This window comes from Vibrio sp. 2130-1 (assembly GCF_033339515.1).
The window spans coordinates 291,261-307,169 of the sequence record NZ_JAWOUT010000006.1; the positions used below are offsets into that span (position 1 = coordinate 291,261).

The following is a 15,909-nucleotide window of genomic DNA, read 5'->3' on the forward strand; positions in this document are numbered from 1 at the left end:
GAATCTGGGAGCTTAGATCTGTCATCTGCTAAAATTGTCGGATGACATAGTAAGATTTAATCCACGCACGAAGTAGTCGGAGTAAAAGATGAAGTTCGTAGATGAAGCGGTAGTAAAAGTTCAGGCTGGTGATGGCGGTAGTGGCGTTGTCAGTTTCTGGCGTGAAAAATTCATCACTAAAGGTGGCCCTGATGGCGGTGATGGCGGTGACGGTGGTGATGTTTATATCCAAGCCGATGAAAACCTAAATACCCTGATTGATTACCGTTTCCAGCGCTTCTACGAAGCTGAGCGTGGTGAAAACGGTCGCGGTGGTAACTGTACAGGTAAGCGTGGTAAAGACATCGTTCTTCGTGTACCTGTGGGTACGCGCGCCGTGGATATCCACACAAATGAAATCGTGGCGGAAGTTGCTGAACACGGTAAGAAAGTGATGATCGCAAAAGGCGGTTGGCACGGTCTAGGTAACACGCGTTTCAAATCTTCAGTAAACCGCGCGCCTCGTCAGAGAACATTGGGTACAAAAGGTGAAGTACGCGAAATTCGCCTTGAGCTATTGCTTCTTGCTGATGTGGGTATGCTTGGTCTACCTAATGCCGGTAAATCAACCTTTATCCGCGCAGTATCAGCAGCAAAACCGAAAGTCGCTGATTACCCATTCACGACTTTGATCCCAAGCTTGGGTGTCGTAAGTGTCGTACCAGAGAAAAGTTTTGTTGTTGCAGACATCCCTGGTTTGATCGAGGGTGCAGCAGATGGCGCTGGCCTTGGTATTCGATTCTTGAAGCACTTAGAGCGTTGTCGAGTGTTGCTGCACATGATCGATATTATGCCAATTGATCAGTCCGATCCGGTGCAAAATGCATTGACGATCATTGATGAACTAGAACAATACAGCGAAAAACTGGCAAGTAAGCCGCGCTGGTTAGTGTTCAACAAAGTTGATCTAATGCCTGAAGAAGAAGCGAATGAGAAGATCCAAGAAATCTTAGACGCACTAGGTTGGGAAGACGAGTACTTTAAGATCTCGGCGATCAATCGTAACGGTACTAAAGAGCTTTGTTACAAACTGGCTGACTTTATGGATAACCTACCTCGCGAAGAGGAAGAAGTGGCTGAAGAAGATAAAGTTAACTTCATGTGGGATGATTACCATAAAGATGCGATGGCGGGTAAAGACGTTATCACTGAAGATGACGACGACGATTGGGATGACTGGGACGATGAAGAAGATGACGGTCACGTTGTCTACGTTCGTGACTAATCAGAACGGTCAAACAATGCCTGTTTGCCTATAATTCATTAAGCCGCAATTATTTATTGCGGCTTTTTTTGTATCTAAATCATATTTAGGTGATGTGATTTACGGCACAATAACCGATACGTCGTGTTTTTTGAGGGTTAGTTTGGCCCTCGCGCGTATGAATGAGTAACACCCTAAAAGGAATTAGACTTATTTATGACTCTAGAAACCATACCGCCTAGAGAGTTGGCGGTATCTACTCAACGATCGATTTCTCGTCTTGTCGCCCAAGCCGGACAAATGCTACTTGCTCATGGTGCTGAAAGTACTCTTGTGAGCGATATTATGCGTCGTATTGGCCTAGCTTGTGGGGTGAATGAAGTTGCGGTAGCACTATCAGCTAATGCATTGGTTGTGACGACGGTAATGGATGGGCATTGCATCACCACCACCCGAAGCTGCGCTGATCGTGGCATCAATATGCGCGTTATTACGCAAATTCAACGAATCTGTATCATGATGGAGCGTGGTCTGCTCGATGCAACCATGGCGCAGAAAAAGCTGAACGCTATCAGTCCAGAGCGTTATAACCGCTGGTTGGTGGTGTTTATGATTGGCTTGTCTTGTGCGGCATTCAGTCATCTAGCTGGTGGTGATTGGGGAGTCTTCATCATGACCTTTTTAGCTTCAGCTGGTGGCATGATCGTTCGCCAAGAAATTGGTCATCGTCATTTCAACCCTCTATTGAACTTTGCTGCGACCGCTTTTGTGACTACCTTAATTTCAGCACAGGCGGAAATTTACCAAATCGGTAATCTACCTACCGTAGCAATGGCATCGTCAGTATTAATGCTTGTACCTGGTTTCCCACTCATTAACTCTGTCGCAGATATGTTGAAAGGCCACATTAATATGGGGATTGCTCGATTTGTGATGGCTAGTTTACTAACGTTGGCGACATGTTTGGGGATCGTTGCTGCGATGAGTGTAACTGGAATTTGGGGGTGGGCTATCTAATGAGTTTATTTGATTTGATGTTTGGCCTTTTGAATGACATGTTTTTTGCGGCGATTCCCGCCGTAGGATTTGCATTGGTTTTTAACGTGCCACAAAGAGCCTTAGTGTATTGCGCTGTTGGTGGCGCGATTGGTCATGGTAGCCGCTACTTGATGATGCAGTTTGGCATTCCTATTGAGTGGGCAACCTTTTTTGCTGCGACGTTAGTTGGGATGATTGGTGTGTACTGGTCTCACCGTTTTCTCGCGCATCCAAAAGTGTTTACTGTGGCTGCTTTGATCCCGATGGTGCCGGGTGTGTTTGCGTACAAAGCAATGATCGCTATGGTAGAAATCAATCATGTTGGCTACTCACCCGAGCTTGTCGCAACCTGTATGGAAAACTTTCTTAAGGCCATGTTTATTATTGCAGGTTTAGCAGTTGGTCTTGCGGTTCCAGGGCTGTTATTCTATCGCCGCAGACCTATTGTATAAGGACCTAACATGATCATTAGTATGATTGCCGCGATGGCCGACAATCGCATCATTGGCAAAGACAATCAAATGCCTTGGCACCTTCCCGCCGATTTCGCTTGGTTTAAGCGTTGTACCATGGGAAAACCGGTTGTGATGGGACGCAAAACCTATGAGTCTATTGGTCGCCCTTTACCTGGTCGCTTGAATATTGTTATTAGCCGTGATGAGACACTAAAGATCGAAGGTGTCACTACCGTAACATCGATTGAGCAGGCTCTGGAAGTCGCAGGTGATGTGGAAGAAGTGATGATCATTGGTGGTGGTGCGATTTACACCACTTGTCTGCCTATGGCCAATAAACTGTATGTAACACACATTGAAGCGGCCATTGATGGTGATACTCAGTTCCCAGATTGGGGAGACGAGTTTAAGGAAACTTACTCAGAAATGTATCAAGCCGATGAGAAGAACGCCTACAACATGCGCTTTACTGTGTTAGAAAAGTAATTCGAGATTAACACCGCGTAGTTAATACGGTAATGCCGTTCGTATAACAGCGAGCGGCCATCCCAACCTACCGTCATCCTGAAAAGCGACGAAAGAGCGAGATTCAGGAGCCTCTATACGAGTACTTTGTTGTCAAAGGTATTTCTATCTATTCGCAGCGCGAGGATATTAGATTTCTAGTCTCGTTAAGGCTCGTTGGAATGACCCTACAGGAGGTGTTAAGTGACAGGTATTCCTCCTACTATGGATTATCGACTGTTATTCAGTGTTTAACTTAACGCATCCTGAGTAAAAATTTTCTTATCTTCCCAACGGATCATGGTTAGGCTTCCGCCCCAAACACAGCCAGTATCTAGCCCGATGACTTCGCTGTTCATATAACCTTGCAGTGCAGCCCAGTGCCCAAAGAGCACCGCTTTGTTTAAGTGGATACGTTTAGGCACCTCAAACCATGGAATAAGTTCGTTACCGGAAACTTGTTGCGGTGGCAATTTACAATCCATATCCAAACGACCATCAGGGAAACAAAAGCGCATCCGCGTAAAAGCATTGATAATATAACGGTATCGGTCCAAACCCTGTAGATAGTCATCCCAGGAATCAGGTTGATTGCTGTACATGTTTTTTAATAGCCAAGGCAGCTCTTCACTTTGGATGATGCGCTCAACTTCACGGGCACACTTTCTCGCTGTTTTTAGATTCCACTGCGGTGATATGCCAGCGTGACACATCACGAACTCGTCATGCTCGGCCATTAGAGGTTGCTGAGCTAGCCATGTCAGTAGTTCCTCTTTGTCAGGGGCCGTGAAAATAGGTGCGGTTCTATCTTTGTCTTTGACCTTTTTTATCCCGTGAGCCACTGCAAGAAGGTGAAGGTCGTGATTACCAAGCACGACGATTGCGCTTGCGCCAAGTGACTTCACAAAGCGTAACGTTTCTAATGATTTAGGCCCTCTGGCGACCAAATCACCAGCAAGCCAAAGTTGGTCTTTTTTCGCAGAGAAAGATACTTTTTCTAGTAGTCGCTGCAATTCATCAAAACAGCCTTGGATGTCACCAACAATATAGGTAGCCACTGAATCTCCAATTTACTAATTTAAAACATTTGGAACAGCCAAGCGAAATGGTTCAATTTCGGTGATGAACTCTTGCCCTTTCTCATCCAGCATTTTGTAGTGTCCTTGCATAACGCCGACAGGGGTTTCTAACGCGGTTCCGCTACTGTACGTGTATTCATCATTGCTTGGAATAAAGGGCTGCTGGCCTACAACTCCGTCACCTTCAACCGTCATTTGCTTGCCATTCGAGTCTGTGATTAGCCAGCGGCGGCTCACTAACTGTACGGTTTGTTGGCTAAGGTTTTTGATGGTGATGATATAAGCGAAAACGTAGCGTTGTAGCTCTGGGTTGGACTGTTCTTCGATGTATTTGGTGTGAACTTGAATTTTGATGCAAGGTTGAATGACGTCCATGTGCACTCCTCAGAAACGTAATATCCCAATAATAATAAGCCAAACCTACAAGGGTTTGGCTCATTGTTTGAGTTCTTAGTGCTGCGGGTTATCCGCAAGCCAGTTCGCCATTGCGACGAATTGTTCTAGCGTCAGGTTCTCTGGACGCATGCTTGGATTAACACCTAGCTCTTCTAGTACTTCTGTGCTTAACAACGATTTGTAGCAGTTACGAACGGTTTTACGACGTTGGTTAAAGCCTTCACGACAAACGCGATCGAGCAAACGCAGATCTTTCGCCGGGCATGGCAGCTCTTCGTAAGGCACTAAACGAACAACGGCAGAATCCACTTTCGGTGGTGGAACGAATGCCGTTGGCGGTACTTCCAGTACCGGTACCACTTTACAGTAGTACTGAGCCATTACCGTTAAACGGCCGTAAGCTTTGCTGCCAGGGCCGGCGGCTAAGCGGTTTACCACTTCTTTTTGCAGCATAAAGTGCATGTCTTGAATGTCTTTATGGAACTCAAAAAGGTGGAACATCAATGGTGTAGAGATGTTGTATGGCAAGTTACCAAAAATGCGCAGCTTGTTGTTTGGCTTCACTAGTTGAGTGAAGTCAAAACGCATAGCGTCACCCTCATGGATGATCAACTTATCTGCCAGTTCAGGGTGAGTACGTAGGCGTTCCGCCAGATCGCGGTCTAATTCGATAACTGTGAACTTATCTACTTCACGACCTACCGGCTCAGTGATTGCACCAAGACCAGGACCGATTTCAACCAGGTTTTGACCTGGTTTTGGGTTAATCGCTGATACGATTCCATCAATAATGTATGGATCGTTCAGGAAGTTTTGACCAAAACGTTTACGCGCTTTGTGTCCTAAATGGACATCATTTCTCATTGTTTCTTCTCTACCAAATCTATCGCATGCGTGAGCGCTGTTCGGAAACTCCCTGTATCCGCTTGACCTGTCCCTGCCAGATCTAATGCAGTACCGTGGTCCACCGATGTTCTAATAAAAGGTAGACCAAGAGTAATGTTTACTGAACGACCAAAGCCTTTGTATTTTAATACTGGCAACACTTGATCATGGTACATGCCTAAAACAGCATCAGCATCATTTAAATATTTTTCATTGAAAATGGTATCAGCCGGCAGAGGGCCGATCAGGTTGATACCTTTTTCTTGTCGAATTTTTTCCAGTGTCGGAGTGATGGTTTCGATCTCTTCACGACCTAAGCAGCCATCTTCGCCAGCATGAGGGTTAAGCCCGCAAACGTAGATGTTTGGTTGTGCGATAGCAAACTTTTCTACAAGGTCTTTATGAAGAATATCGATGATTTTTTCTAATCGCTCTTCGGTGACAGCTTTGGACACATAAGCTAAAGGAATATGTGTTGTAACCAGCGCCACGCGTAGTCCTTCCGTTGCTAGCATCATTACGACTAGCGGCGTTTGTGACTTCTCGGCGAAAAATTCAGTATGACCACTGAATGCAACACCTGCGCGATTAATCACCCCCTTATGAACAGGGCCGGTGACAATAGCATCAAATTCATCATTCATACAGCCTAAAGCCGCTCTTTCTAGCGTTTTTAGTACATAGTGGCCATTCGCTTCATTGAGCTCGCCTGCGACCGCAGGTTCTGATATTTGGATATGGTCAACGATAAGCGTGCCCGCTTTTTGTGCTTTAGGTGCTTCTTCTGGATTGTAATCAGACAGTTGGACTTCGATGCCAAGCTGCTTGGCTCGCTCCGTCAGCATATTCTTATCGGCACAGACGACAATTTGGTGCGCCCAATCTTCTTTCGATAGGGCAAGCACTAAGTCTGGGCCGATACCCGCAGGTTCCCCTGCGGTTACGACAATTCTACGAATTGTATTAGTTGTCATTGTTGTCATCCACGATTTCAACAAACGCACTTGCGCGTAGCTCTTGCATCCATGCGCCCGCTTCTTCATTAAATTTACGATTAAATAGAATACGGTAAGCTTTGTTCTTCATCGCTGAGTCAGTGCGGTCAACTTGGCGACGATCCAACACTTCAACGATATGCCAGCCGTGAACGGTTTTGAACGGTTCGCTGATTGAGCCAACTGGCAGAGTTTCTACTTGGTGCTTAAATTCTGGCACGTAAAGATCTGGTGTTTGATAACCTAGTTCACCGTCTTGTGCTGCCGAGCCAGGATCTTGACTGTATTGTGTTGCCAATTGAGCGAACGTTGCTTCACCGGCTTTGATGCGGCGTACAAATTCATTCAGTTGCTTCTTCGCCCCTTCGTCGCTCAGAATCACGGTTGGTTTAATCAAAATATGACGCGCATTTACTTCTGTTACCGCAACCGTTTCTAGGCCTTTTACATCCTCTATTTTTAGGATGTGGAAACCAACGCCACTACGGAAAGGACCAATAATGCTGCCTTTGTTTTGCATCTTGATCTGATCAGCAAAGATGGTTGGCATCTCTTCTTTACGCATCCAGCCCCAGTCACCACCTTGTAAAGCTTTAGGACCTTTTGAGTAGGTGTAGGCCATCTCCGTAAAGTCTGCACCTTCGTTTAGCTTTTTCGCGAGCGCTTTAGCTTCTGCTTCTACAGCTGACTTTTCTTTATCGTCAGAGAAGCGCAGTTGAATGTGTCCAATTTTGTATTGAACAGTCGCATTGGTTTCTTGTGATAGTTGCTCAGCAAGGCTATCGACCTCTGCTGGAAGGATATTAATACGGCGACGAACCAGTGCATTGCGAGCTTCTGATGCGGCGATTTCCTTACGAATTTGTTCGCGGAATTCTGGGTAACTTAAACCTTCACTTTCTACAGAAGCGGCGAGTTGTTCTACTGTTTGCTCATTATTACGTGCGATCTCTGCAATCGCTTGGTTTAAACGGTTGTCGTCAATACGCACACCAATACGGTCTGCTTCTTGGCCTTGCAACGTGTCAATAATAAGTTTTTCAACAACTTGTTCTTTTAATACGCTGGTAGAAGGTAAGCTCTTTCCACTTTGACGTGCGTTGGCTTGCAGCGTTTTCATCGCTGTTTCGATGTCGCTTTGTAGAACTACACCGTCGTTCACGATGACCGCAACCTTATCGATCTCTACTGGTGCTGCAACCGCTCCGCAAGAGAGTAGGGTCGTGAATAAGATTGATTTCCAAATTTTCATTTAAAATTCCGTCAGTATTTTTGAATAGGCGTCTTATTCATTTAAGACGCCTATTTTGATTAATTGTTCAGATAGAATGGGCGGCCGTACTTAATCGCGTTGTCAGAACCATCCAGTTCTTTGACAGCAGTGTCTTCACGCTGGTTGGTCGCAAAGCCTTGAATACCGAAGTTAACGCTGAAGTTATTTTCGTATTCAGGTGATGCCCCGGTGCTGCCGATAGCTTGGTCTTCCCAACCAAGCAATTGGTTTGAGTAAGTGACGCCAATGTACCAACAGTCAGATTGGTAACGTAGGCTCGCTAACCATTCTAGGTCCGCATTTTCATTGAGGTCGTAGTAGTATTGACCACTCGCAGACCAGTTCGGGTTGAACTCGTAGGCCGCTACAATACCTGCTTGAGAAATACCTTTACGAGTAATTGTGTCTAGGTTTTCGAGAATGATCGTATCTTCGATGTATTCACGCGTAACGTAGCGATAGTTACCCTGAATAAAGCCGCCGTTGAATTGGTATTCCAAGGTACTGTTTGCCAACTGCATGGAGCTCAAATCAATATCGTATTGAATTCCACCGTGATAGAACAAGTAATCGTTGTAGTTGAAATCAGCTTCAATTGCCCATGATGAGTAATTGGTTGTCTCATCCGGAAGATTTGGGCTGTTGCTCAGTTTGGTCTTTTTATCGAAGTAGTAAATCTGACCAAATGAAACGTTAAGACGCTCTTTATAGTCATCATCAAAGAAGCGAGTACTCGCACCGTAGCTTAACTGGTTCGCCGAGGCGATTTTATCAATGCCACTGTACTTACGACTGCGGAATAGCCCGTAGTAGTCGGTTTGTAGCAAGGTGGTATCGTAGTTGTAGATGTTGGTTTGATCTTCTTCAGGTACGTACAAGTACTGCAGCTGAGGCTCCAGTGTTTGTGTGTAGCCCTTGATCCAGCTTGTATCTCGCTCTAAGTAAAGTTGCGCATGCGTACGGAACTCAGGAATAACACGAGAAACTTCATCATCCAACTGGTTTTGCAAGTTTACATCTGTCAAACCCGTTAAGTCTTGAGAGTAATACGTAGAGAGCACGCGAGCTTCTGTTGTCCACGTTGCCCATGAGTTTGAGAGTGGTAATGTAAGCCCTGGTTCAATGTGAACACGGGTCGCATTTGGTCGCGCAGCATCGCTGGTATCGAAGCGGCTGACTTGGCTCTTAACGTCAAAGTTAAGGTAGTCTCCCCACAATGGCGTGTAGTAGTTCAAGTCTAACTGAGGAAGCAGGCGATAAGGGCGGTTCTCTTCTTTCAATAAGATTTGGAAGTCACGAACGGTTAACGAGGCATCCCAGAAGTCAGAACGATATTGTACTTGTCCTTCTTGAACCAGTTGACCATCTTCACGGTTACCAATGTCGGAGTCGAGATCGAGGAAGTAATCAATATCACTCACTTTTGAGTAATCGACTTTGACTATCCACTGTTTATTGATGATACCGTCGTGTTTAACTTGGTAGCCCCAACGAGACTCGTCCTGATATTTGCGATCACTATTGAGGTATTCGCCTTTGATTTCTCCATTTCCCCAACCATCTGTTAGGTAGCGGAAGTCAGTATCGAGTTTTGTACCACGTTGCTGCATATAGAGCGTGGTGAGTGTCATGTCATATTGAGGCGCGATGTTCCAATAGAATGGCACCTCGACTTCCATACCATCACTAGAACCGTACGATAAAGAAGGGAAGAGGAAACCCGTTTTACGCGTATCTCCTATTGGCATGGTTAGATACGGCACATAGAAAACAGGCACATCTAACACTTCAAATCGAGGATGATGCAGCGTCGCTGTCTCTTCATCTTGGTCAACATCGATGCCTGACGCAACCAATCGCCATGAATTATCGCCTTGAGGGCACGATGTGATAGAGCCGTCTTCGAGTTCATAAACCGACTGACCTGTGCGAGCGATATAGGCTGCAGTGCCTCGGCCTTGTTGGCAAAGGAACTGATAATCGGTGTTCTCAAGTGAAAACGTATCTTGATTAATGTCGTTAGTAACACGATCAGATCGAGCTTTGACTTGGCCGTCATTGAAAGTCACGTTGCCTTCGGCAACCACGACGTTGTCTTGTTGGTGCAGCGTTACGCTATCTGCGGTAATTTTCTTCTGGCCTTGGGTGACTTGTACATTACCTGAGTACTGAGCTTTGTCACCATTGATGGCTTGCAGGGTGTCAGCTTCTACCACTACTGGGGTATTAAGAGCGTCCTCCTCGCCACTTGTATCGACCAAACATTGATCTGTGGCGGGCATTTCCTGCACACTATCATGGATATTCGCTTCAGCTTGAGTGGTGGGTACAAACAAGGCGGTGCTGATAGAGGCCGCTAAAAATGTGCGGGAGAAATGTTGCATTGAATTGAACTTTCCTGTGTCACTACTACTCGATGGCTATAGGGCTTGTTGTACCCTAGCGTAATAGCCAAATGAATCAACTATAGTCGCATTTATCCCAGCGTATTGATTCACTGTGGCATAATGACGACAAAATAGCTGCAAAGATAAGCAGGCGAAATGGCCTAGCCGAAATAAAACTAATTCCATTATCATAAAGGAAATCGTTGCATCCGGCACTATAAGACCGCCGTCGTCGATAAAAATTCATTGATAGAGAACACATAATGCATATTTTTGGCAAAATTCTGGGTGCCTTTTTTGGCTTGTTACTTGGCGGGCCGCTAGGTTTACTCTTTGGCTTATTTATTGGCCATCAATTCGATAAAGCACGTCGCTTGAGTCAAGCCGGGTTCTCTACTGGCGGCTTTGGAAAAGGGCCAAGTCAAGCTCAGCGCCAAGAAGAGTTTTTTAAAGCGGCGTTTGCGGTAATGGGACATGTGGCAAAAGCGAAAGGCCAAGTCACCAAAGAGGAAATCCAACTGGCTTCAGCCATGATGGACCGCATGAATTTGCATGGCGAACAGCGTCGCGCAGCGCAAGACGCGTTTCGTGAAGGTAAAGACAGCGACTTTCCGTTAGAAGATGTTCTTGTTCGTGTGAAAATTTCGACAGCTGGTCGCTTTGACTTGTTGCAATTTTTCTTAGAGCTGCAAATCTCGGCGGCCTTTGCAGATGGCTCGATCCACCCGAGTGAACGAAATGTACTACACAAGATTGCACGTGGTTTGGGTTTCTCTTCTGAGCAATTAGAGCGTCGTTTGCAAATGCAAGAAGCCGCATTTCGTTTCCAAAGCCAGGGCGGTTTTCATGGTCAGCATCAAGGCCAATCTTCAGGTGGTAGCTGGCAACAAGCTTCACAAGCGGATCAGTTGGCCGACGCGTACAAAATTCTGGATGTGTCTTCAGATGCAGACAGTAAAACCGTTAAGCGTGCTTATCGTAAACTAATGAACGAGCATCACCCAGATAAATTGATGGCAAAAGGTTTGCCACCAGAGATGATGAACGTTGCGAAAGAGAAATCTCAAGAGATTCAAAACGCTTACGATCTGATTAAGAAAGTCAAAGGCTTTAAGTAGTCGGACGTTTTCTATCAAGTATTGGATTTAAAAAGGGCACTCAGTGCCCTTTTTTTTCATGTCTTAGTCTTTGAGTTGCCGGTGTCTTTAGCTTTTGGCCTATTATGTCCCTAATGCTAATTGACCTCACATCCCCCAGTTTAGTTGGCTTGATTCAAGTCCCAATCGTATTCGTATTTCACTTTGCCAGAGAAGTTTTTGTATTGCGGAGCATACTTTGCGATGTGGTTGAAGACTTGTTTCTCTCCACCAAAGTCCGCTGCAAACCAATCATAAATAGAAGACAGCTGCGCCGTGTTTCCTTGGATAGATACGCCTTTGCTGCTGTTGATAAATGTTTTGGCGGCACTATCCAGTAGAGCTTGCGTGTTGTCAGCAGTGAATGCTTGAGCTTGTAGGTTAGGGCATCCCAAACTTGCACAATTTACGGCGTAATGCGTCCTTGGGTCATTCCAAATTGGACGCAAAATTCGATGTTCAATATCGTTTAAAGTTAGATCCTTCCCATTGACCACGACCACATCGTCTCCCCAAGGACCAAAGCTAAATAAACCACCTAGCTTGGTGATTGATTCGACTGGATAGTTATCCAAAATAAGATCTACCGTGATGGCGTTGTAAAGGTTTACCCAATAGGCATATTGCTCTGCTTGGCTGTATTGTAGAGGGTCTAGTTTTGCCAAACGCTGGATGTATTGTTTCAGCTTGGTTTTATCGACAGAGGAGACTTGGCTATAACGAAACAAGGTATTCTCGCCTTGTTCAACTAAATAAGTATCGAGCAGTTGTTGCCATTCTTGATGAGAAATTTGGGTTTGGTTGGCTTGATTCGATTGTTTCCAATATGGCCATAAGTCGGATTTAGGCGCGGAAAATGTCGAGAAAGAAACCAGAGCACACAACAGCAATAACAGACGCTTCATAGAGATACCTTTGAATGAGATATTGTTGATAGTGTAGACCAGTTTAGTGCTTGTTTTCTTTCAGTAATCAGTGGCCTTTATTCGCCGTCATTCCGAGGAGCATAAGCGATATCAGGAATCTAATACCCACAAACTCTTGAGTAAAGGCAGTATTAATCTGCACAGTGCGCTCTGGCAGTCGATCCTGAATCACACTCCTTCGTCGCTGTTCAGGATGACGAATTTCAACAGAGGCGTTCGGTATTCCGTAAGCAAAGCGATATAAAATCAGTTGTCTAAATAATTAAAAGGGCCGACAATTGCCAGCCCTTGATTTGTGTATGTACTAACGCGTCTTAACGCAAGAAGCTCGGGATATTTGCCTCGTACTCGGCAATCTTATCTTCATGCTGAAGGGTTAGGCCAATGTTGTCCAAACCGTTTAGCAAGCAATGACGACGGAACGAATCGATTTCAAAGCTGTACTCTTTGCCGTTGGCGCGAACCACATTCGCTTCTAGGTCGACCTCGACTTCTGCACCTTCATTCGCCTCAACAAACTGGAAGATTTCATCCACTTCTTGCTCAGTCAAGCGAACTGGTACCATTTGGTTGTTGATCGAGTTGCCGTAAAAAATATCGGCAAAGCTTGGAGCGATCATCGCTTTGATGCCGTAATCCGCTAGTGCCCACGGTGCGTGCTCACGAGATGAGCCACAGCCGAAGTTCTCACGAGCCAGCAAGATAGATGCGCCTTGGTAGCGAGGTGCGTTCATCACGAACTCTGGATTTGGCTGTTCGCCAGCATCGTCTAGGAAGCGCCAGTCATGGAATAGGTGCTTACCGAAGCCTAGGCGAGAGACCTTTTGTAGGAACTGCTTTGGAATGATGGCATCAGTATCAACGTTCGCTGCATCTAGAGGAACAACTAAGCCTGTGTGTTGTTTAAAGCCTGACATTGGTTTGCTCCTTAGTCTAGTTCACGAATATCTACAAAGTGACCAGCAATTGCTGCTGCCGCTGCCATCGCAGGGCTCACTAGGTGGGTACGGCCATCACGACCTTGGCGGCCTTCAAAGTTACGGTTTGAAGTAGACGCACAACGTTCATGTGGACCCAAACGGTCATTGTTCATTGCTAGACACATCGAGCAACCTGGTAGGCGCCACTCAAAGCCCGCTTCTTTAAAGATAACGTCCAAGCCTTCCGCTTCTGCTTGCGCTTTTACTTGCTCAGAGCCAGGAACGATTAGCGCTTGAACGTGAGGCGCGACTTTGCGACCTTTCGCTACTTCAGCGGCTGCGCGCATGTCTTCGATACGTGAGTTAGTACAAGAACCAACGAAGACTTTATCGACGTTGTAATCAGACAATGACTTGCCTGCCTCTAGGCCCATGTAAGCCAATGCTTTTTCTGCCGATGCTTTTTCTACTGGGTCGGCAAAGCTTTCTGGTGCTGGGATAGGTTGATCTACCGCGATAACTTGGCCTGGGTTAGTTCCCCAAGTGACTTGTGGTTTGATATCCGCTGCGTTTAGTGTCACGACTGCATCAAACTGAGCATCATCGTCCGTTTTTAATGTCTTCCAGTACTCTACTGCTGCATCAAAATCCGCACCTTGAGGTGAGAATTTACGGCCTTTGATGTATTCGAACGTGGTTTCATCTGGTGCAATCAAACCGGCTTTCGCTCCTAGCTCAATCGCCATGTTACATACGGTCATGCGGCCTTCCATTGAAAGGTCTGTGATCGCTTCACCGCAGAATTCAACTACGTAACCTGTACCGCCAGCAGCTGTGGTTTCACCGATGATGGCTAGCACGATATCTTTAGCCGTGATACCCGGAGCCACTTTGCCTTTTACTTCGATCTTCATCGTTTTAGCGCGCGCTTGTTTTAGCGTTTGAGTTGCTAATACGTGCTCAACTTCAGATGTACCAATACCAAAAGCGAGAGAACCGAACGCACCGTGTGTAGCCGTGTGCGAGTCACCACAAACAATGGTCATTCCCGGTAGGGTAATACCAAGCTCTGGGCCCATAACGTGCACAATACCTTGGTATTTGTGGTTAATGTCGTAAAGCGTAACGCCAAATTCTTCACAGTTTTTCGATAGCGTTTCCATCTGGATACGTGCCATCTCACCGGATGCGTTGATGTCTTTGGTTGTTGTGGAGACGTTGTGGTCCATGGTGGCAAAAGTTTTGCTGACCTGACGCACTTTGCGACCTTTTTCACGCAAGCCGTCAAATGCTTGCGGAGACGTCACTTCATGTACCAAGTGACGGTCGATGTACAAGATTGGGTTTTCCCCTTCTGCTGCGACGGCAACGTGTGCGTCGTAGACTTTTTCGTATAATGTTTTGCCCATTGTTTGCTTCCTTTCCTCGTTATCCTTGTTGCTTTGTTTTAGCACCAATGACTTAGAGGTAAGTCATTGGTGGATAGAGGATTTAGTATTTATTATGAATCTGTTCTGTATTAAGAGTTTAAGATGTACTCAGCGATCTTATCGCCCATCTCAGACGTCGAAAGTGCTGGGTTGTCACCAGCAAGGTCACCCGTAAGCTCACCCGCTGATAGTGCTTTTGAAACTGCCGCTTCAATGTCTTGTGCCGCCGTTTCCTCACCTAGGCTATAACGTAGCATCAGTGCCGCAGACAGGATTTGTGCCACAGGGTTAGCGATGTTCTTACCTGCGATATCTGGTGCACTGCCACCTGCTGGCTCGTACAGACCGAATTTGCTTTCGTTTAGACTTGCTGATGGCAACATACCCATAGAGCCTGTGATCATCGCGCATTCATCAGAAATGATGTCGCCGAAGATGTTTGAACACAGCATTACGTCGAACTGAGCAGGGTCTTTGATAAGCTGCATAGTCGCGTTATCAATGTACATATGTGACAACTCGACATCTGGGTAGTCTTTTGCGATTTCTTCGACTACTTCACGCCATAAGATAGAGCTTTGTAAAACGTTCGCTTTGTCGATAGAGCACACTTTCTTGCGACGTAGACGAGCAGATTCAAAAGCGATTTTTGCAATACGTTCGATCTCAAAGCGGTGGTACACCTCAGTATCAAATGCTTTTTCTGTTGCGCCTTCACCTTCACGACCTTTCGGTTGGCCGAAGTAGATACCACCCGTCAGTTCACGGACTACCACGATGTCAAAGCCGCGACCCGAGATGTCTGCACGTAGCGGTGAGAAAGCTTCAAGACCTGAGTGAATTTGCGCTGGACGTAAGTTACAGAACAGTTGGAAGTGTTTGCGTAGTGGCAGTAGGGCACCGCGTTCAGGTTGGTCATTTGGTGGTAAGTGCTCCCACTTAGGGCCGCCAACCGAGCCGAATAGGACTGCATCAGACTCTTCACATGCTTTTATTGTGCTCTCTGGAAGTGGGCAACCGTGATTGTCGATCGCGATACCACCGACATCATGCTCGTCACGCTCAAACGCAATACCATGTTTCTTTTCGATTGCATCCAATACTTTATGTGCCTGCGCCATTACTTCCGGGCCAATGCCGTCACCGGGTAGGACGGCAATTTTGTACGATTTGTCTGTCATGTTAATCCTTTAAGTTTTCTAATTTTGAGCTTAATTATTTCAACGAGCGTGTTCTTTCCTG

15 protein-coding genes are annotated in these 15,909 nt (G+C 46.0%); 5 read left to right on the forward strand and 10 right to left on the reverse strand.

From position 1 onward, the window contains the following. The first annotated feature begins 88 nt into the window (after positions 1-88). The 4 genes from cgtA to folA all read left to right on the forward strand — a co-directional run bounded on the left by cgtA (position 89) and on the right by folA (position 3,222). Positions 89-1,264: an Obg family GTPase CgtA gene (cgtA, locus tag R7Q09_RS11710; protein WP_005383091.1), complete on the forward strand. Its 1,176-nt coding sequence runs from the start codon at positions 89-91 to the stop codon at positions 1,262-1,264. Positions 1,265-1,459: 195 nt separating this feature from the next. Next, positions 1,460-2,260, forward strand: coding sequence for a threonine/serine exporter family protein (locus tag R7Q09_RS11715; RefSeq protein WP_005383089.1), 801 nt, complete (start codon positions 1,460-1,462; stop codon positions 2,258-2,260). Beyond that, positions 2,260-2,733, forward strand: coding sequence for a threonine/serine exporter family protein (locus tag R7Q09_RS11720; protein WP_005379665.1), 474 nt, complete (start codon positions 2,260-2,262; stop codon positions 2,731-2,733). The genes R7Q09_RS11715 and R7Q09_RS11720 overlap by 1 nt, the downstream gene beginning before the upstream one ends. 9 nt (positions 2,734-2,742) lie before the next feature. After that, entirely contained in the window at positions 2,743-3,222 is a 480-nt protein-coding gene (gene folA, locus R7Q09_RS11725; protein WP_005379666.1) for a type 3 dihydrofolate reductase, read from the forward strand. Positions 3,223-3,491: 269 nt separating this feature from the next. Here folA and apaH read toward each other — a convergent pair whose 3' ends face one another. The 6 genes from apaH to lptD all read right to left on the reverse strand — a co-directional run bounded on the left by apaH (position 3,492) and on the right by lptD (position 10,252). Beyond that, complete coding sequence (apaH, locus tag R7Q09_RS11730; RefSeq protein ID WP_005383087.1) at positions 3,492-4,298, reverse strand: bis(5'-nucleosyl)-tetraphosphatase (symmetrical) ApaH; 807 nt, start codon at positions 4,296-4,298, stop codon at positions 3,492-3,494. Positions 4,299-4,313: 15 nt separating this feature from the next. After that, positions 4,314-4,694 (reverse strand): Co2+/Mg2+ efflux protein ApaG, encoded by a 381-nt coding sequence (apaG, locus tag R7Q09_RS11735; protein WP_005379668.1) that lies wholly within the window; start codon positions 4,692-4,694, stop codon positions 4,314-4,316. Positions 4,695-4,769: 75 nt separating this feature from the next. Further along, on the reverse strand, positions 4,770-5,579 hold the full coding sequence (rsmA, locus tag R7Q09_RS11740; protein ID WP_085569674.1) for a 16S rRNA (adenine(1518)-N(6)/adenine(1519)-N(6))-dimethyltransferase RsmA: 810 nt from the start codon (positions 5,577-5,579) through the stop codon (positions 4,770-4,772). Next, positions 5,576-6,574: a 4-hydroxythreonine-4-phosphate dehydrogenase PdxA gene (gene pdxA, locus R7Q09_RS11745; RefSeq protein ID WP_005383085.1), complete on the reverse strand. Its 999-nt coding sequence runs from the start codon at positions 6,572-6,574 to the stop codon at positions 5,576-5,578. The genes rsmA and pdxA overlap by 4 nt, the downstream gene beginning before the upstream one ends. Further along, on the reverse strand, positions 6,564-7,847 hold the full coding sequence (gene surA / locus R7Q09_RS11750) for a peptidylprolyl isomerase SurA (protein ID WP_053306855.1): 1,284 nt from the start codon (positions 7,845-7,847) through the stop codon (positions 6,564-6,566). The genes pdxA and surA overlap by 11 nt, the downstream gene beginning before the upstream one ends. Before the next feature lie 59 nt (positions 7,848-7,906). Next, the gene (gene lptD / locus R7Q09_RS11755; RefSeq protein WP_005379673.1) at positions 7,907-10,252 is read right to left on the reverse strand and encodes an LPS assembly protein LptD; all 2,346 of its coding nucleotides are present in this window, start codon (positions 10,250-10,252) and stop codon (positions 7,907-7,909) included. A 266-nt stretch (positions 10,253-10,518) separates the two neighbouring features. Between lptD and djlA the strand changes: the two genes are divergently transcribed. Then, entirely contained in the window at positions 10,519-11,373 is an 855-nt protein-coding gene (djlA, locus tag R7Q09_RS11760) for a co-chaperone DjlA (RefSeq protein WP_005383076.1), read from the forward strand. A gap of 140 nt (positions 11,374-11,513) precedes the next feature. On the opposite strand, the gene R7Q09_RS11765 is transcribed toward djlA, so the two are convergent. From R7Q09_RS11765 to leuB, 4 genes are all read right to left on the reverse strand, one after another. Then, positions 11,514-12,296, reverse strand: a complete 783-nt coding sequence (locus R7Q09_RS11765) for a DUF547 domain-containing protein (RefSeq protein WP_213968490.1) — start codon at positions 12,294-12,296, stop codon at positions 11,514-11,516. A gap of 335 nt (positions 12,297-12,631) precedes the next feature. Next, positions 12,632-13,234 carry a 3-isopropylmalate dehydratase small subunit gene (leuD, locus tag R7Q09_RS11770; protein ID WP_005379679.1) on the reverse strand — a complete coding sequence of 201 codons (603 nt, stop codon included), beginning with the start codon at positions 13,232-13,234 and terminating at the stop codon, positions 12,632-12,634. Between the two features lie 11 nt (positions 13,235-13,245). Next, positions 13,246-14,646 carry a 3-isopropylmalate dehydratase large subunit gene (gene leuC, locus R7Q09_RS11775; protein WP_005379681.1) on the reverse strand — a complete coding sequence of 467 codons (1,401 nt, stop codon included), beginning with the start codon at positions 14,644-14,646 and terminating at the stop codon, positions 13,246-13,248. A 110-nt stretch (positions 14,647-14,756) separates the two neighbouring features. Continuing rightward, positions 14,757-15,848 (reverse strand): 3-isopropylmalate dehydrogenase, encoded by a 1,092-nt coding sequence (leuB, locus tag R7Q09_RS11780; RefSeq protein ID WP_005379683.1) that lies wholly within the window; start codon positions 15,846-15,848, stop codon positions 14,757-14,759. Between the last annotated feature and the right edge of the window lie 61 nt (positions 15,849-15,909).